Origin of the sequence: Shewanella livingstonensis (assembly GCF_003855395.1) — a bacterium.
GTDB lineage: Bacteria > Pseudomonadota > Gammaproteobacteria > Enterobacterales > Shewanellaceae > Shewanella > Shewanella livingstonensis.
The window spans coordinates 4,086,921-4,102,391 of record NZ_CP034015.1; the positions used below are offsets into that span (position 1 = coordinate 4,086,921).

General features: G+C 42.1%; 14 protein-coding genes and 7 tRNA genes. 9 read left to right on the forward strand and 12 right to left on the reverse strand.

The genetic code is table 11. The features are described from left to right. The first annotated feature begins 14 nt into the window (after window positions 1-14). Together ispE and EGC82_RS17740 are read left to right on the forward strand one after the other, a co-directional pair. Window positions 15-887 carry a 4-(cytidine 5'-diphospho)-2-C-methyl-D-erythritol kinase gene (gene ispE, locus EGC82_RS17735; protein WP_124731931.1) on the forward strand — a complete coding sequence of 291 codons (873 nt, stop codon included), beginning with the start codon at window positions 15-17 and terminating at the stop codon, window positions 885-887. Window positions 888-977: 90 nt separating this feature from the next. After that, window positions 978-1,925, forward strand: a complete 948-nt coding sequence (locus tag EGC82_RS17740) for a ribose-phosphate pyrophosphokinase (RefSeq protein ID WP_124731932.1) — start codon at window positions 978-980, stop codon at window positions 1,923-1,925. Window positions 1,926-2,168: 243 nt separating this feature from the next. Here the strand turns inward: EGC82_RS17740 and EGC82_RS17745 are convergent, their stop codons facing one another. The 11 genes from EGC82_RS17745 to EGC82_RS17795 form a co-directional block, all read right to left on the reverse strand. Next, the gene (locus EGC82_RS17745) at window positions 2,169-3,203 is read right to left on the reverse strand and encodes a patatin-like phospholipase family protein (RefSeq protein ID WP_124731933.1); all 1,035 of its coding nucleotides are present in this window, start codon (window positions 3,201-3,203) and stop codon (window positions 2,169-2,171) included. Window positions 3,204-3,487: 284 nt separating this feature from the next. Next, window positions 3,488-3,562, reverse strand: a tRNA-Gln gene (locus EGC82_RS17750). A gap of 67 nt (window positions 3,563-3,629) precedes the next feature. Continuing rightward, window positions 3,630-3,714, reverse strand: a tRNA-Leu gene (locus EGC82_RS17755). 93 nt (window positions 3,715-3,807) lie between these two features. Next, window positions 3,808-3,884, reverse strand: a tRNA-Met gene (locus EGC82_RS17760). Window positions 3,885-3,889: 5 nt separating this feature from the next. Further along, window positions 3,890-3,964 (reverse strand) — tRNA-Gln (locus EGC82_RS17765). 23 nt (window positions 3,965-3,987) lie between these two features. Then, window positions 3,988-4,062 (reverse strand) — tRNA-Gln (locus tag EGC82_RS17770). Between the two features lie 45 nt (window positions 4,063-4,107). Continuing rightward, window positions 4,108-4,192: transfer RNA gene (locus EGC82_RS17775), tRNA-Leu, on the reverse strand. A gap of 45 nt (window positions 4,193-4,237) precedes the next feature. Further along, window positions 4,238-4,314, reverse strand: a tRNA-Met gene (locus EGC82_RS17780). 214 nt (window positions 4,315-4,528) lie between these two features. Further along, on the reverse strand, window positions 4,529-5,620 hold the full coding sequence (ychF, locus tag EGC82_RS17785; RefSeq protein ID WP_124731934.1) for a redox-regulated ATPase YchF: 1,092 nt from the start codon (window positions 5,618-5,620) through the stop codon (window positions 4,529-4,531). Between the two features lie 77 nt (window positions 5,621-5,697). Further along, on the reverse strand, window positions 5,698-6,285 hold the full coding sequence (gene pth / locus EGC82_RS17790; RefSeq protein WP_124731935.1) for an aminoacyl-tRNA hydrolase: 588 nt from the start codon (window positions 6,283-6,285) through the stop codon (window positions 5,698-5,700). Between the two features lie 218 nt (window positions 6,286-6,503). Then, a complete protein-coding gene (locus tag EGC82_RS17795) occupies window positions 6,504-7,727 on the reverse strand; it encodes an FAD-dependent monooxygenase (protein ID WP_244212484.1) in 1,224 nt (407 codons plus the stop codon). A 641-nt stretch (window positions 7,728-8,368) separates the two neighbouring features. Between EGC82_RS17795 and miaB the strand changes: the two genes are divergently transcribed. The 7 genes from miaB (at window position 8,369) to EGC82_RS17830 (ending at window position 14,909) form a co-directional block, all read left to right on the forward strand. After that, window positions 8,369-9,793, forward strand: coding sequence for a tRNA (N6-isopentenyl adenosine(37)-C2)-methylthiotransferase MiaB (miaB, locus tag EGC82_RS17800; protein WP_124731937.1), 1,425 nt, complete (start codon window positions 8,369-8,371; stop codon window positions 9,791-9,793). A gap of 168 nt (window positions 9,794-9,961) precedes the next feature. Next, the gene (locus EGC82_RS17805) at window positions 9,962-11,026 is read left to right on the forward strand and encodes a PhoH family protein (protein ID WP_124731938.1); all 1,065 of its coding nucleotides are present in this window, start codon (window positions 9,962-9,964) and stop codon (window positions 11,024-11,026) included. Then, entirely contained in the window at window positions 11,023-11,493 is a 471-nt protein-coding gene (gene ybeY / locus EGC82_RS17810; protein WP_124731939.1) for an rRNA maturation RNase YbeY, read from the forward strand. Before EGC82_RS17805 ends, ybeY begins: the two co-directional genes overlap by 4 nt. Before the next feature lie 45 nt (window positions 11,494-11,538). After that, complete coding sequence (gene corC / locus EGC82_RS17815) at window positions 11,539-12,417, forward strand: CNNM family magnesium/cobalt transport protein CorC (protein WP_124731940.1); 879 nt, start codon at window positions 11,539-11,541, stop codon at window positions 12,415-12,417. Window positions 12,418-12,420: 3 nt separating this feature from the next. After that, entirely contained in the window at window positions 12,421-13,983 is a 1,563-nt protein-coding gene (gene lnt, locus EGC82_RS17820; RefSeq protein WP_124731941.1) for an apolipoprotein N-acyltransferase, read from the forward strand. Between the two features lie 12 nt (window positions 13,984-13,995). Continuing rightward, window positions 13,996-14,508 (forward strand): prepilin-type N-terminal cleavage/methylation domain-containing protein, encoded by a 513-nt coding sequence (locus tag EGC82_RS17825; RefSeq protein WP_124731942.1) that lies wholly within the window; start codon window positions 13,996-13,998, stop codon window positions 14,506-14,508. Between the two features lie 110 nt (window positions 14,509-14,618). After that, on the forward strand, window positions 14,619-14,909 hold the full coding sequence (locus EGC82_RS17830; RefSeq protein ID WP_164839158.1) for a DUF6482 family protein: 291 nt from the start codon (window positions 14,619-14,621) through the stop codon (window positions 14,907-14,909). A 16-nt stretch (window positions 14,910-14,925) separates the two neighbouring features. On the opposite strand, the gene EGC82_RS17835 is transcribed toward EGC82_RS17830, so the two are convergent. Continuing rightward, window positions 14,926-15,426: a zinc ribbon-containing protein gene (locus EGC82_RS17835; protein ID WP_124731944.1), complete on the reverse strand. Its 501-nt coding sequence runs from the start codon at window positions 15,424-15,426 to the stop codon at window positions 14,926-14,928. Between the last annotated feature and the right edge of the window lie 45 nt (window positions 15,427-15,471).

Below are 15,471 nucleotides of genomic sequence, written 5' to 3' on the forward strand. Positions count from 1 at the left end.
GTAGTAAAACGAACATGAAATCAACAAACTCACGTAAATTAATGACATCACCAAGTTGGCCTGCTCCAGCAAAACTGAATTTATTTTTGCATGTTACTGGCCAACGAGATGATGGTTATCATGAATTACAGACATTGTTTCAATTTATTGACCATTGCGATTACCTTGATTTTCACATTACCAATACCTCAGATTTAATTTTACATTCTACGATCTCCGATTCTGTCGCTGACAGCGATAACTTAATTCTTAAAGCCGCAAAGTCACTTAAGCGTTACACCCAATATGAGGGTGGCGCGCATATTTGGTTAGACAAATTACTGCCTATGGGTGGAGGTTTAGGCGGTGGTTCATCTGATGCTGCAACCACATTAGTGGCGTTAAATGCCTTATGGAAAACCAATGTACCACCCAGTAAATTGGCTGAAATAGGCTTAGCATTAGGAGCGGATGTTCCTGTTTTTATTAATGGTTTATCCGCATTTGCCGAGGGTGTGGGTGATAAGTTAATCGCCGTACAACCTACAGAGTTGTGGTACTTAGTCATTGTTCCAGATGTGCATGTGTCAACTAAAGATATTTTTCAACATCCTGATCTGCCACGCAACACACCTAAATTAGACATGAGTCGCTTAATGACCCAGCAATGGAGTAATGATTGTCAAAAACTGGTCACAACTAAGCACCCTCAAGTTGCCAATGCCTTAAGCTGGCTGGTAGAATATGCGCCGTCGAGAATGACCGGAACAGGCGCATGTGTGTTCGGGGAATTTACACATTCGCAACAAGCACTTGACGCTTTAGCCAAATTACCGGCTGATATGCGAGGGTTTGTTGCAAAAGGGATGAATAAGTCGCCATTAGCAATACGGCTTGAACAACTCTAACAACTTACTATCTTCTGGGTCAGTTTTGAGTGACAACACGTAAAATTGATCTAGCCTTTAATCGTAAAGCAAACACCTGAGGTTCATAAAGTGCCCGACATCAAGCTCTTTGCTGGTAACGCTACCCCAAATTTAGCTGCTAAGATTGCCGAACGTTTATTTTGCAAACTTGGCGATGCAGTTGTAGGCCGTTTCAGCGACGGTGAAATCAGTGTTCAAATAAACGAGAATGTACGTGGTGCGGATGTGTTCATTATCCAATCTACTTGCGCACCAACTAACGATAATCTCATGGAGCTTATTGTAATGGTTGACGCGTTACGCCGTGCATCAGCGGGTCGTATTACTGCCGTTATTCCGTACTTTGGATATGCTCGCCAAGATCGCCGTGTACGCAGTGCACGTGTGCCTATTACCGCAAAAGTGGTTGCAGATTTCTTGTCAAGCGTGGGTGTTGACCGCGTATTGACCTGTGATTTACACGCTGAGCAAATTCAAGGTTTCTTTGATGTCCCGGTTGATAACGTATTCGGTAGCCCTGTGTTACTTGAAGACATGCTCTCCCGGAAATTTGATAACCCTGTTGTTGTGTCTCCTGATATAGGCGGCGTAGTTCGCGCTCGTGCCATTGCCAAGTTATTAGATGATACTGACCTGGCTATTATCGATAAGCGTCGTCCACAAGCCAACGTTGCCCAGGTAATGCATATTATTGGTGATGTTCAAGGCCGTGATTGCATCATTGTTGATGACATGATCGACACTGGTGGCACCTTATGTAAAGCTGCTGAAGCATTAAAAGAACATGGCGCTAATCGTGTGTTCGCTTATGCTACTCATCCTGTATTCTCAGGTAATGCAGCTGAAAATATTGCCAATTCTGTTATCGATGAAGTTATCGTGACAGACACAGTGCCATTAAGCCCAGAAATGCTAAAAGTGACCAAAGTGACTCAACTCACTATGTCAGCGCTATTAGCAGAAGCTATTCGTCGCGTTAGCAACGAAGAGTCAATCTCTGCAATGTTTCGCCACTAATCAGCTTTAGTGAGTGAAATAAAAAACGCACTCTCACGAGTGCGTTTTTGTTTGTTGTTATCACCAAAGCCCTAATATAAGGTAGGGAAAAAAGCCAGTATTGAATGGCTGACGTCCGCACTGTATCAGTCAAAGCATTCCGCAACGTTTATTCATCCTAATCACAATGTATTTATTGATTTAATCAATCACGCCACTTCATCGATATGGCACATATGCTATCAAATAAACAATCAAATTTGTTTAAGCGGTCATTTCTTGTCTGACAGTAAATGAGTGCCGTTTATCTAGCTGATGCAGTGGATGCGTGGCATAAAATGCTTGTTGGTTATGTAAAAAAGCCTTACCGGCAGTAATACCGCTTCTATAGTCATGACGTAAATCGACATCAGTACTGCCTAATAATTTACTTTGGAGATTATCATCAGCAAAAATTTGAATGATCTCGACATCTTCAGGTGGATTAGCGATAAAAGCGAGTTCTTGTTGGTAAGCTTGTTCATGCTGAACCAAGTAATCAATGGTTTTGGGACAATAACCTGACACACAAATCCATGACTTTAATTTATGCACCCAAGCAGATTGAGCATGAAAATCTGCATTAACGGTGCGAATGACCACTATTTTTCGAGCACCACGGTTATACGCTTCACGAACCGGCAATGGCGCAGCTAGTCCACCGTCAAGGTAAAAATCCTCTTGAGGGTAGTCATCACTGACTTCCGCTTGATTAGCTGCACTAGCGGTTAACCAGGGTGCAAGCTTAACCCCTTGTTTATACAAAAACGGTAAAGCACTTGAGGCTTTAAGTAATTCGCGCCAGTGATCATTATCACCATTGGGGCGTATAAAATAGCCTTGTCTATCGCGTGAATTCGTTGCCGTAATCAATAATTCACGTTGTCCTAATGACTTTGCGGCGGCGGAAAAGTCTAAAGCAAAACTCCCTTGAGTGGTTTTATCAAAGTACCAGTCTAAATCGACAACATTGCCGCCAACTAATCCTCGGCCCAATTGGTAAAAACGCTTATGACGTGATAGCCCACGAATTAATCGTTTAGCATAACCTTTTTGACGGGAGAGAAAGCTAGTGAGATTTTGTGAACCAGCAGACGTGCCGATAAATAAGTCGAAGGGATCAAAATCATTATCTAACCACGCATCTAATACACCAGCGGTGAATATCCCTCGCTGACCACCACCTTCCGCAATAAGCGCCATTTTGGCACGTGATGCATCATAAGGATTAATTGGTGGTGTTGATGTTGGGATGTTCATGGTGAGCCTTTGGCAAGATATTTACTGTATAAGGCAAGTCTAAACAACCGTCAGTAAAATAGATAACCGATAGAATCAATCGTGTTGATAGGAAAATACTATTGATACCTCATCGTTAGCGTATTCATTATCTGTCCCGTAAAAGAGAATTAATAGGCATTGAATAGGACGAAGCTTTGATTTCTCATTAAGCAGCATTGATACCATCAGGCTTGATTATACTCAAAATTTTCACAAAAAAAATACAGCAAAAAGCCCGTCTTATAGACGGGCTTTTTTAAATTTGGCTGGGGTACAAGGATTCGAACCTTGGAATGCTGAGATCAAAACCCAGTGCCTTACCGCTTGGCGATACCCCAATTATTACTGTTTATATTAATACTAAGTGACTATTTAAATTAACTATTTATTTCAATTAAAATTTGATGGTACGGAAAGAGAGACTTGAACTCTCACACCTCGCGGCACCAGAACCTAAATCTGGCGTGTCTACCAATTCCACCATTCCCGCATCAAATTTTAACTTAGAGTATACTCTTTTTATTTCAGAGTAAACTTTGCTTTACCAGCTAGTGTAAGTAGCACTCACTCTACCCAATAAATATGGTAGCAATAGCGGGACTTGAACCTGCGACCCCAGCATTATGAGTGCTGTGCTCTAACCAGCTGAGCTATATTGCCAAAGATGGCTGGGATACAAGGATTCGAACCTTGGAATGCTGAGATCAAAACCCAGTGCCTTACCGCTTGGCGATATCCCAATAATCTTGTCTAACGTTATAAATGGCTGGGATACAAGGATTCGAACCTTGGAATGCTGAGATCAAAACCCAGTGCCTTACCGCTTGGCGATATCCCAATCAAGCTTTTTGAAACATTCGCCTAAGCCAATACTTCTAATAAATGGTACGGAAGGAGAGACTTGAACTCTCACACCTTGCGGCACCAGAACCTAAATCTGGCGTGTCTACCAATTCCACCACTCCCGCACAACACTCTAGTTTAACATCTTGAGCAGATGGGTAAGAAATAGATGGTAGCAATAGCGGGACTTGAACCTGCGACCCCAGCATTATGAGTGCTGTGCTCTAACCAGCTGAGCTATATTGCCACTATTTCTTGCAATCCCTCTTGGCGAGGAACGGGGCGTATTATGCTTATTCAGGTTATCTAGGTCAACTGGTTTTTTTCGCTATTTTCATCAATTCGTCTTGTTCGGCTATAACTTCACCAAACTGAATGCCGAATCGACAAAATAAAGCCCATTAACTCACTAAAATATCCTTTACGCCCCTGTTATGATTTCTTAATAACGTAAGTGATGCTTATACGTTAAATAAGAAATGCATTACATCACCGTCTTTAACGATGTATGTTTTACCTTCTACACGTAATTTACCAGCATCTTTAGCGCCAGCTTCACCCTTGTAGGTAATAAAATCTTGATATGCCATAACCTGTGCACGAATAAAACCACGTTCAAAATCGGTGTGGATTACGCCTGCCGCTTGTGGCGCAGATGCACCAATAGGCACTGTCCATGCACGTACTTCTTTTACACCCGCCGTAAAATAAGTTTGCAGATTTAATAATTCATACCCAGCACGGATCACGCGATCTAAACCAGACTCTTCTATGCCTAAATCGGCCATAAACTCGTCACGGTCATCCGCTTCCATCTCGGCCAATTCTGACTCAATTGCAGCGCATACAGGCACAACAACAGCATTTTCGGTTGCAGCTATGGCGCGCACAACATCAAGATGAGGGTTATTTTCAAAACCATCTTCAGCCACGTTAGCAATGTACATTGTTGGCTTTAATGTTAAGAAATTTAAGTACGCAACTGCAGCTAATTCTTCTTTAGTTAAGTCTAATGAACGTAGCATTTTAGCTTCGTCTAGCAATGGACGCATTTTCTCAAGCACAGCCACTTCAAATTTTGCATCAGCATCGCCGCCTTTAGCGCGTTTAGCTTGACGAAATATAGCGCGTTCACAGGCGTCTAGATCCGCTAGGGCTAATTCAGTATTAATCACTTCAATATCGCCCGCTGGGTCAATTTTGTTAGCAACATGAACAATGTTCGGATCTTCAAAGCAACGCACAACATGACCAATAGCATCGGTTTCACGAATGTTAGCTAAAAACTTGTTACCTAGACCTTCACCTTTAGAAGCGCCTGCCACTAAACCAGCGATGTCAACGAACTCCATAGAAGTCGGTAAAATGCGTTGCGGTTTAACAATAGCTGCTAACGCGTCAAGACGTGAGTCTGGTACAGGTACCACGCCGGTGTTTGGCTCAATAGTACAAAACGGAAAGTTTGCCGCTTCAATACCGGCTTGTGTTAACGCATTAAACAACGTTGACTTACCTACGTTTGGAAGACCAACAATGCCGCATTTAAAACCCATATGCTTACCTTTATATATGTAGAATTATCCCATTGGATAATGATGTCGAAAGGGTGTTAAAACAAAACTAGCCTAGCTTATTCTGCTTTGAACGAATGTAATCTGTGCATAGCTTTCGCCATGTCTTGGTTAAATAAAATCTCGGTGGAACGAACGGCTTCATCTATCGCAGCGATTATTCGTTCTTGTTCTACTGCTGGTGCCCTGCCCAGAACATAGCCACTAACTTTATTTTTATCACCTGGATGACCAATACCAATGCGCAAGCGATGAAAGTTCTTGTCGTTGCCTAAACTAGCGATAATGTCTTTTAAGCCATTATGGCCACCATGGCCACCACCTAGTTTAAATTTAGCCACCCCAGGGTCCATATCGAGTTCATCATGGGCGACTAATATTTCTTCAGGCAGAATGCGGAAAAAGTTGGCTAATGCAGCCACAGACTTTCCGCTTAAATTCATGTAAGTTGTTGGGATCAACAACCGCACATCTTTGCCATGTAAAATAGCCCGTGCGCTAACGCCAAAGTATTTACTCTCTGGTACTAATTGAACATTGCAAATACGAGCCAGCTCCTGCACATACCACGCACCAGCATTATGGCGAGTTTGTGCGTATTCAGCACCTGGGTTTGCCAACCCAACAATCAATTTAATGTTACTCATCACAACCTAGTCAGTTTATTAGCGAACGCTGCCGCCAAATGCCTTCATCGGGTACATCAAGATACACATGATGCAAAACGCGGCATTTTATACCAATTCCACTCATAATGTAATCATTCAAAACCACTCAAGCTGTACCGTGAACCACACCTTATTGAAGTAATGCCTGTTGGCTAAAAAAGTAAATCAATAAAGCAGCGTTTTACTCAAGTGAACGTTTAATTCAGTCCAAGAGCATATTTGAGTACTTTGCGCTTTAACGGTGAATCTATGTTTGCCAATTTCAGTGCGCCGTTGCGCAGTAGTTTTAATGGCAGTAAATTATTACTAAAACTCGCATAAAATGCATCCATCGCGGTCATCATTAGCTGATTGTCGTAATAACGTGCTTGCTGATAACGCTTAAGCACACGAGTGTCCCACCATGTGTCACCACTGCCCATAGCATTAGCAATTTGGGCCACCAGCACATCGACATCTTTAAAACCAATATTGACCCCTTGGCCAGCTAAAGGATTAATAGTGTGGGCAGCATCACCAATAATCACTAAGTTATCTTGATAGTATTGCTGTGCATGTCGTCGAGTTAAGGTAAAACTACCACGATTATCAACCGTAAAATCTGGATCTAAACGAGGCGGAAAATGCTGTTTAATTTGTTCAGCTAATTGCACATCATTAAGCTGGGATAACTGTTTAATTCGATTAGCATCGTCATACCACACTAATGAAGCGTGATTCCCTGGCAGTGGTAATAAGCTTCTAGGGCCTGCTGGCGTAAATTGCTGCCAGGTAACTGACTGCTGTGGTGTTTGCGTAGTAATATTAATTAACATCGCCGATTGAGCATAATCCCATCCGGTGACGCCAATGCCAGCCCACTGGCGTACTTGCGAATTAGCACCATCTGCACCAATAAGGAGTTTGGTCGAAAGTGTAGCGCCATTATCAAGCAAAATGGTAACTTGATGATTGTCACTTAAACGTGAAAACTGCATCACTTTATGCGGGCATAATAAGGCCACATTATCCATGCTACGCAGTTGTTGCCATAAACTGAGCTGAATTAACCGGTTTTCAAAAAAGTAACCTAAGTGCGATTGACCAACTTGTTCAGCGCTAAATGCAGTAAGGCAACCGTCGAGCTCCCATGTTTCTAGGCCTGTGTAAGGAGCATGACGCATAGAAAGCAGTTCATCCATGGCGCCCAAACGGGTTAACAATTGTTCAGATGCCACACTGACGGCTGAAACTCGAACATCTAAAGGCTGTTCTACATCATAAGGCTGCGGTTGGCGAGACTCTATAACCGCAACACTTAAGCCTAATTGACCTAACCCAATCGCTGCTGCTGCACCGACCATTCCGCCGCCCACAACGACAACATCATAATGACGAGCATGACTAGGGGAATTGGTTGATGTGAATGAAGCATCTTGCATTGTGTTTACATCCATAAATAGTGAAATGAGTTTATGTTCAGTATGGCAGTCGACAAGGCGAAACCCGTATCAAGGCATCTAAAAAGCTAACACATGATTAAATATTATAATGACACTGTGTTATGACGGCCTAATGTACAGATTGAATTAACTTAATCCACATTGGGTATCAACAGTGATTAATCTATACGCTATGACAGCGACTATGGCTTACTTGGTAACATACTTGCTTGCTCGTTGGTGTTATCGCTTTACCCCGCGACATCTCATGCTTTGTTGCAGGATCTGTAAATACCATTACGGCAGTAAAACAAGAATGAAACCACGACAATGGCATATCCTCGATATGCTCAATTATGCCCTATATCAACAAACCACGGCAATGTAGCAAGGCTATAATCGTAACTTAAGCCCAAAACAACTTATTAAAGCACTTTAGGAACAAGGGTAAATAGTCATTAAGCTTACTTCCGACTGGACTTAATTCATCCAGTTTAATTCAAACCATTAGTCATTACTATTTTTAAGGCTATTACAAAATTTATATTCAAATGGATCAAACTTGCACTAGTACTAGCCAGACCGCCTGACAACAGGTAAAATGTCGCGCTATTTTTACTGTGATTTACCGGCGAGCACTGATGAGTAAAAAACTTCATATTAAAACCTGGGGCTGTCAAATGAATGAGTACGACTCATCAAAGATGGCTGATTTATTAGACGACTATCAAGGATATACCTTGACCGATGATGCAAGCGAAGCAGATGTACTGCTGCTTAATACTTGCTCTATTCGTGAAAAAGCACAGGAGAAGGTTTTCCATCAGCTAGGACGTTGGAAATCTTTAAAAGATAAAAATCCTAATTTAATTATTGGGGTGGGTGGTTGTGTTGCCTCGCAAGAAGGTAAAGCGATTAAAGATCGCGCTCAATGCGTTGATATTATCTTTGGCCCACAAACGCTGCACCGTTTACCTGAGATGATTGACCAGATCCAACGTGGCGAAAAAGTCGTTATCGACATCAGTTTTCCAGAAATTGAAAAATTCGATCGTCTTCCTGAGCCTCGCGCTGACGGTCCAACGGCATTCGTGTCTATTATGGAAGGTTGCAGTAAATACTGCTCTTTCTGTGTAGTGCCATACACCCGTGGTGAAGAAGTCAGCCGTCCATTGGATGACGTTATTCTTGAAGTGGCTCAATTAGCCGCTCAAGGCGTACGTGAAGTCAATTTACTTGGCCAAAACGTTAACGCTTACCGCGGTGCAACCCATGATGATGAAATTTGCACCTTTGCGGAACTGTTACGCTTAGTCGCATCAATTGACGGCATCGATCGCCTGCGTTTTACCACCAGCCACCCTATTGAATTTAGCCAAGATATTATCGATGTATATGAAGACACCCCAGAATTGGTGAGCTTCCTGCATTTACCGGTACAATCAGGTTCAGATCGTATTTTGACCCAAATGAAACGCGGTCACATGGCGATTGAGTACAAGTCGATTATTCGTCGTCTGCGTAAAGCACGTCCTGATATTCAAATCAGTTCAGACTTTATTATTGGTTTCCCTGGTGAATCTAAACAAGATTTCGCTGATACCATGAAGTTGATAGAAGATGTTGGCTTTGACCACAGCTTTAGCTTTATCTACAGTGCACGTCCAGGTACACCTGCGGCCGACTTGCCAGATGATGTTAGCGAAGAAGAAAAGAAACAACGTTTAGCCATTTTACAAGAGCGTATTACGCAACAAGCAATGCGTTATAGCCGTCATATGTTAGGCTCGGTTCAACGTATTTTAGTCGAAGGTCCATCGGTAAAGAATCCAATGGAGCTTCGTGGTCGTACTGAAAACAGTCGAGTCGTTAATTTTGAAGCTGCCCATACTCATATCGGCAGCTTTGTTGATGTGAAAATTGTTGATGTGTATACCAACTCATTACGCGGTGAATTTGTCCGTGGTGAAGATGAAATGGATTTACGTCGCAGTTTACAACCCGCTGATATTATGGCTAAACACAAGCAAGATGACGCCTTAGGTGTTACCCACTTTAAGCCGTAATTAATGTTTGTTGTGTCATCATTATTAAAGGCGGCTTGTCCGCCTTTAATTTTGCCTAAAATTAGCCATATTATGGTAATTCCACATTGAGACTCGTAAACTATCATTATTATAATATGATATTTTAAAGCCATTATTTTTGTGCAACAGCAAAACCTGGAGCCTTATTTGACCACTAAAGTTACCACCATGAATGTGTATCTTGAACCTGCAGATACTCGTCGCCTCGTTTCATTATGTGGCCCATTTGATGACAACATCAAACAACTTGAACGCCGATTAGGTGTTGAGATTGTCCATAAAGACAACCATTTTACGATTGTCGGCTTGCCACGAAATGCACTCAATGCCAATAACTTATTACGTCAGTTATACATTGAAACCCAAACCGTAAAAGGCAGCACACCGGATCTAGAACCAGAAGTTATTCATCTCGCGATTCAAGAAGCCATTAACCTTGAAGCACAACAAGACAATAACGACACGAGCATTCATATAAAAACCAAGCGTGGTGTCATTAAACCTCGTACACCTAATCAAAGTGTGTACATGCATAACATTACTCGTCACGACATTAGTTTTGGTATTGGCCCAGCGGGTACCGGTAAAACTTACCTTGCCGTTGCTGCGGCAGTTGATGCCTACGAACGCCAGGAAGTACGCCGCATTCTATTAACTCGTCCTGCGGTTGAAGCTGGCGAGAAACTCGGTTTTTTACCGGGCGATTTAAGCCAAAAAGTCGATCCCTATTTACGCCCACTTTATGATGCCTTGTTTGAGATGATGGGGTTTGAGAAAGTTGAAAAACTCATTGAACGCGGCGTAATTGAAGTCGCCCCGCTCGCTTACATGCGTGGCCGGACGCTCAACGATGCTTTCATTATTTTAGATGAAGCCCAAAACACCACAGTTGAACAAATGAAAATGTTCTTAACCCGTATTGGGTTTAATTCTCGTGCGGTGATCACTGGCGACATTACTCAAATTGATTTACCTCGTAGCCAAAAGTCAGGTTTGCGCCACGCAATTGAGGTGCTTAGTGAAGTATCTGAAATCAGCTTTAACTTCTTTGTTGCCCAAGATGTAGTTCGTCATCCTGTGGTCGCTCGAATTGTTGAAGCCTATGAAGCATTTGAGCAACAAGAACAAATCGAAAAAGCCGCGAAAGATCAAGCCTATCGCGAACGAGAACAGAAACGCCAGTTACTTGAAAAAGAGGCTACCCCTCAATGAGCCAGCAAGAAATATCACTCGACCTCGACCTACAAATTGCCGTCGATAACGTAAATTTACCGACGCAAACACAGTTTGAAACCTGGGTGCGCACCGCTATTGGTCAGACAATGCCTATCGTCGAGTTAACTATTCGTATTGTTGAGGTTGTAGAAAGCCAGCAACTCAATTTAACTTATCGTGGTAAAGACAAACCGACTAATGTGTTGTCATTTCCATTTGAAGCACCACCTGAAGTTGAATTGCCTTTATTAGGTGACCTCGTTATCTGCGCGCAAGTGGTGGAACAAGAAGCCATTGAGCAAAATAAACCGCTAAACGCACACTGGGCACACATGGTCATACACGGCTGCTTGCATTTGCTCGGCTATGACCATATTATCGACCAGGAAGCCGATGAGATGGAGTCATTAGAGACCCAACTTGTTGAAGGCTTAGGTTTTACAAATCCCTATAAGGAAGCATAAATAAACAAGGCATATCTAATAGATAGCCCTGTTTAGGTAAATATTATGAGTGACGATATCCCCCCGAGTACAAACGCCCACAAGAAAAGCTGGTTCGATAAAATTAACCAATTATTTCAGGGCGAACCTCAAAATCGCGAAGATTTAGTTGATGTAATTGCAGGTGCCGAAATGCGCGACCTCATTACAGAAGACACACGCGAAATGATTAAAGGTGTATTAGAGGTTTCCGACCTTCGCGTGCGCGACATCATGATCCCAAGATCGCAAATTGTTACCATTCAAATAGACTCGACCGTCGATGAGTTTTTAGAAATCGTCATGGATTCTGGTCACTCTCGCTTCCCCGTTGTTAATGAAGACAAAGATCATATTGAAGGCATTTTACTGGCCAAAGACTTGCTCAAATATGGCTTTAAACAATCTGATGCCCCCTTGACGCTTGCCCAAGTCATACGACCTGCTGTTGTTGTACCAGAAAGCAAACGCGTCGATGTTCTACTTAAAGAATTCCGCTCACAACGCTACCATATGGCAATAGTTGTCGATGAATATGGCGGTGTATCAGGCTTAGTCACTATTGAAGATATTCTCGAAGAGATTGTCGGTGAAATAGAAGATGAATTTGATCACAACTCAGTTGAAGACACTGAAATTAAAAAACTCAGTAACACTGTCTTTATGGTCAAAGCTCTCACTGAAATAGAAGATTTTAACGAAGCGTGTGGCACCCACTTTAGCGATGAAGAATTCGATACGGTTGGGGGAATGGTGTCACATGCATTCGGTCACTTACCTGAACGTAATGAAAGCATCGTTATTAGTAATATTGAGTTCAAAGTCATTAATGCGGATAACCGCCGCTTGGTGCAACTTCGTGTTAAACTGCCCGACCCTAATATCAGTGAAGAATTCGACGACTAAATCGTGCAGAAAACTCAACCTCTATACTCTTCTTTGAGTATTGTCCGTCTGGTGACGGCATTTATTGCTGGTGCCAGTACGGCCCTATCGTTTGCGCCTTATGAAATTTGGGCGGTATTTCCCTTAGCATTGAGTTTTGCCTTATGGCAAAGTCAGGCATTATCCGCTAAACAAAGTGTGTATTATTGGCTTAGTTTCGGTTTTGGCTGTTTTGCTATTGGCATTAGTTGGGTTCATGTGAGCATTGACACATTTGGTGGTATGCCCATTGTTGTGTCGATAACCTTAATGGCGATACTGGCGCTATACCTTGCCATTTATCCCGCTATAACGGGGTATTTGCTTAGCAAATTATCACGCACCTCTAAATACAGCTTAAATCCATACTTAACCTATCTTGGACTATTCCCAGCGTTATGGGTGCTTACAGAATGGTTACGAGGCTGGGTATTTACCGGCTTTCCTTGGATTTGGGCAGGCTATAGCCAAACATTAGGGCCGCTGAGTGAATTAGCCAGCTTTGTAGGTGCCTTGGGCCTGAGCTTTTTAGTCGCATTAGTCGCCGGCTCAATAATGTTATTAACCCAAAAGCGCATATTGCCAGTGTTAATTATATTACCTATATTGGCATTAAGCGCTTGGGCAGCACCATTACTAAACCCTATTTCGACCAGTGGTAAAACCGTTAAAGTGGCTTTAGTTCAGGGCAATATTCCCCAAAGCATGAAATGGGAACCCGATGCACTGTGGCCGACCATGCTTAAATACATGGATCTGACTCGCGAACAGTTTGATGACGCCTCGAGCGTCGATATCATTGTTTGGCCAGAAGCTGCCATTCCAGCACCCGAAGCCATGGTGGAAGACTTCTTAATGGATGTCAGTAAAGTTGCCAGTATCAACAACGCGGCAATAATTACCGGCATTATTAGCAACCAACAACACGAATTTTTTAACTCGCTTATTGTGTTAGGAAATCATCATAAAAAACAGCAACCAAGTGCTGATTATATTGGTGATGGTAACAATCAGTTTAAAAAACATCACTTACTGCCAATTGGTGAGTTTGTACCATTTGGAGATTTATTGCGCCCTATTGCACCGTTTTTTAATTTACCGATGTCATCATTCCAACGAGGTGATTATACCCAGCCAAATTTAATCGCTGTGGGTTATCACATTGCGCCGGCTATTTGTTACGAAATCGCCTTTCCTGAGCAAGTAAGAGCAAGTGTGACTAACGAAACTGATATGTTGCTTACTGTATCAAACGATGCCTGGTTTGGCGCATCAAATGGTCCATTACAACATATGGAAATTGCCCAAATGCGTGCCATTGAAATGGGTAAACCATTACTGCGTGGCACCAATAACGGCATTACTGCCGTGGTAGATCCACATGGACGTATAACAGATGCTATCCCACAATTTGAAGCCGGAGTGCTTGTCACCAATATTCCACTGTATCAAGGGCAAACATGGTTTAGAAAAATAGGTCAATTGCCCTTACTAATACTGTGCGGTTTATTAGTGTTATTTGGTGTCAGAAACGTCTTACGTAAATAACAGGAAAATTTGATGTCACAATCGATTCGACTCCAAACACAGGTTCTCTCAAAAGGATTTACCTTAATAGAATTGATTGTAGTCATCATTATTTTAGGCATTCTAGCGCTGGTTGCAGCACCTAAATTTATTGGCTTGAGTACCGAAGCGAGACAGCGCACCCTATCGGGCCTCATGGGCAGCATTAAAACAGCCAATACTCTGGTGTATGCCCGTTCAAAAATGACGAGCTTACGAGTGCAAGCAGTCACAAACCGCGATGACTTAATCGATATTGATATAGACAACGACGGAGTATTTGAAACTCGGTTAAAATGGGGCTATTTAGACAACACGGACATTGAAAAATGGATCGTTGTGGATGACGCTTTTACCATTCAATATCAAGGAATTGCTATTACTTATATCGGATATGATAAAGATGATAATGGCCAGGTCATCAATGACAATTGTTACTTCTCTTATACTCAAGCCGCAGATGCAAATACCGCACCCGAATATCAAACTGTAGTCAGTGGTTGCTAATCTAAAACCATCTTTAAATGCATTTAGATGTTAAAAATAAGCTATCAATATAAACTAAGCTTCAGCTTGCTTCGTAATGTCTCAGTAAATAACTATTGGTGAAGATTACGATGCAACTATTTGAAATAAAATTAGCCATATCCCAACAAACTAAATATCCAACGATTATTAGTTATGCCGACTCAAATCATTATTTGCTCGGTGTTAAAGACGAGCAAGGGAACTTTCGAAGCGCTCGAAATAAAACCGGGGAACTGGTAAGCCTCAACTCAATCAAACAAGCTGAAGTGTTATTGAAACAACAAGGCATTCATTACGCCATGATAGAAATTCAAACGGCTTATGATGAAATGATCGGTAACAGCAGTGCAAGTCACTACCGTTACCGAGTAGAGTTTTAAGCGTTAATATTGCAGATTATGGCGTTAACGACTCCCGAGAAAACTCGTTAAAATCACATTTTGGACAGTCGGGGATGACCCCAGGGAAATCAATTTGCATTTGATGACCACACTTATTACAGGTCAGTTTACCTTGGTTAATGATTTCCCCAGACTTATAAACACCATGATGTTTAAAATCTTGTAATAACTCATGCCATTCTACCTGGCTACGATCAGTTATTTCGCTCAACCACTGCCATAATGTATTCTCAATCCCTATGACCATCGGACTAAAACTCAAATTATCGGCATTTTCCTCATTTAGGAAGGCTGCAATGTCTCGCTTTAAAAATTCTTCTACTAATGCGAGCTCTTCTTCATCTGCATGAGATTTAAGTTTTAAATACTCTTTTCCCTGGGTCACTGACTTAAACAAACTTTTAGCTGTCAATGAGTTATCTTGGTCAAACGTGGTTTTCACCTGTTCGAATAGTGACTGATATAAGGCTAATAGCGCTGAACTTTTTCCACTCATAGGTAATACTCCTTAATACGCACCTTTTTAATAGATCACTTCTGG

Excerpts from the sequence above, each read along its gene's own strand:
- EGC82_RS17835 (WP_124731944.1), bottom strand. The coding sequence starts at position 15,426 with ATGAGTGGAAAAAGTTCAGCGCTATTAGCCTTATATCAGTCACTATTC.
- ybeY (WP_124731939.1), top strand. The coding sequence starts at position 11,023 with ATGAGCCAGCAAGAAATATCACTCGACCTCGACCTACAAATTGCCGTC.
- ispE (WP_124731931.1), top strand. The coding sequence starts at position 15 with ATGAAATCAACAAACTCACGTAAATTAATGACATCACCAAGTTGGCCT.
- miaB (WP_124731937.1), top strand. The coding sequence starts at position 8,369 with ATGAGTAAAAAACTTCATATTAAAACCTGGGGCTGTCAAATGAATGAG.
- EGC82_RS17795 (WP_244212484.1), bottom strand. The coding sequence starts at position 7,727 with ATGCAAGATGCTTCATTCACATCAACCAATTCCCCTAGTCATGCTCGT.
- pth (WP_124731935.1), bottom strand. The coding sequence starts at position 6,285 with ATGAGTAACATTAAATTGATTGTTGGGTTGGCAAACCCAGGTGCTGAA.
- ychF (WP_124731934.1), bottom strand. The coding sequence starts at position 5,620 with ATGGGTTTTAAATGCGGCATTGTTGGTCTTCCAAACGTAGGTAAGTCA.
- EGC82_RS17745 (WP_124731933.1), bottom strand. The coding sequence starts at position 3,203 with ATGAACATCCCAACATCAACACCACCAATTAATCCTTATGATGCATCA.
- EGC82_RS17830 (WP_164839158.1), top strand. The coding sequence starts at position 14,619 with ATGCAACTATTTGAAATAAAATTAGCCATATCCCAACAAACTAAATAT.
- corC (WP_124731940.1), top strand. The coding sequence starts at position 11,539 with ATGAGTGACGATATCCCCCCGAGTACAAACGCCCACAAGAAAAGCTGG.
- EGC82_RS17825 (WP_124731942.1), top strand. The coding sequence starts at position 13,996 with ATGTCACAATCGATTCGACTCCAAACACAGGTTCTCTCAAAAGGATTT.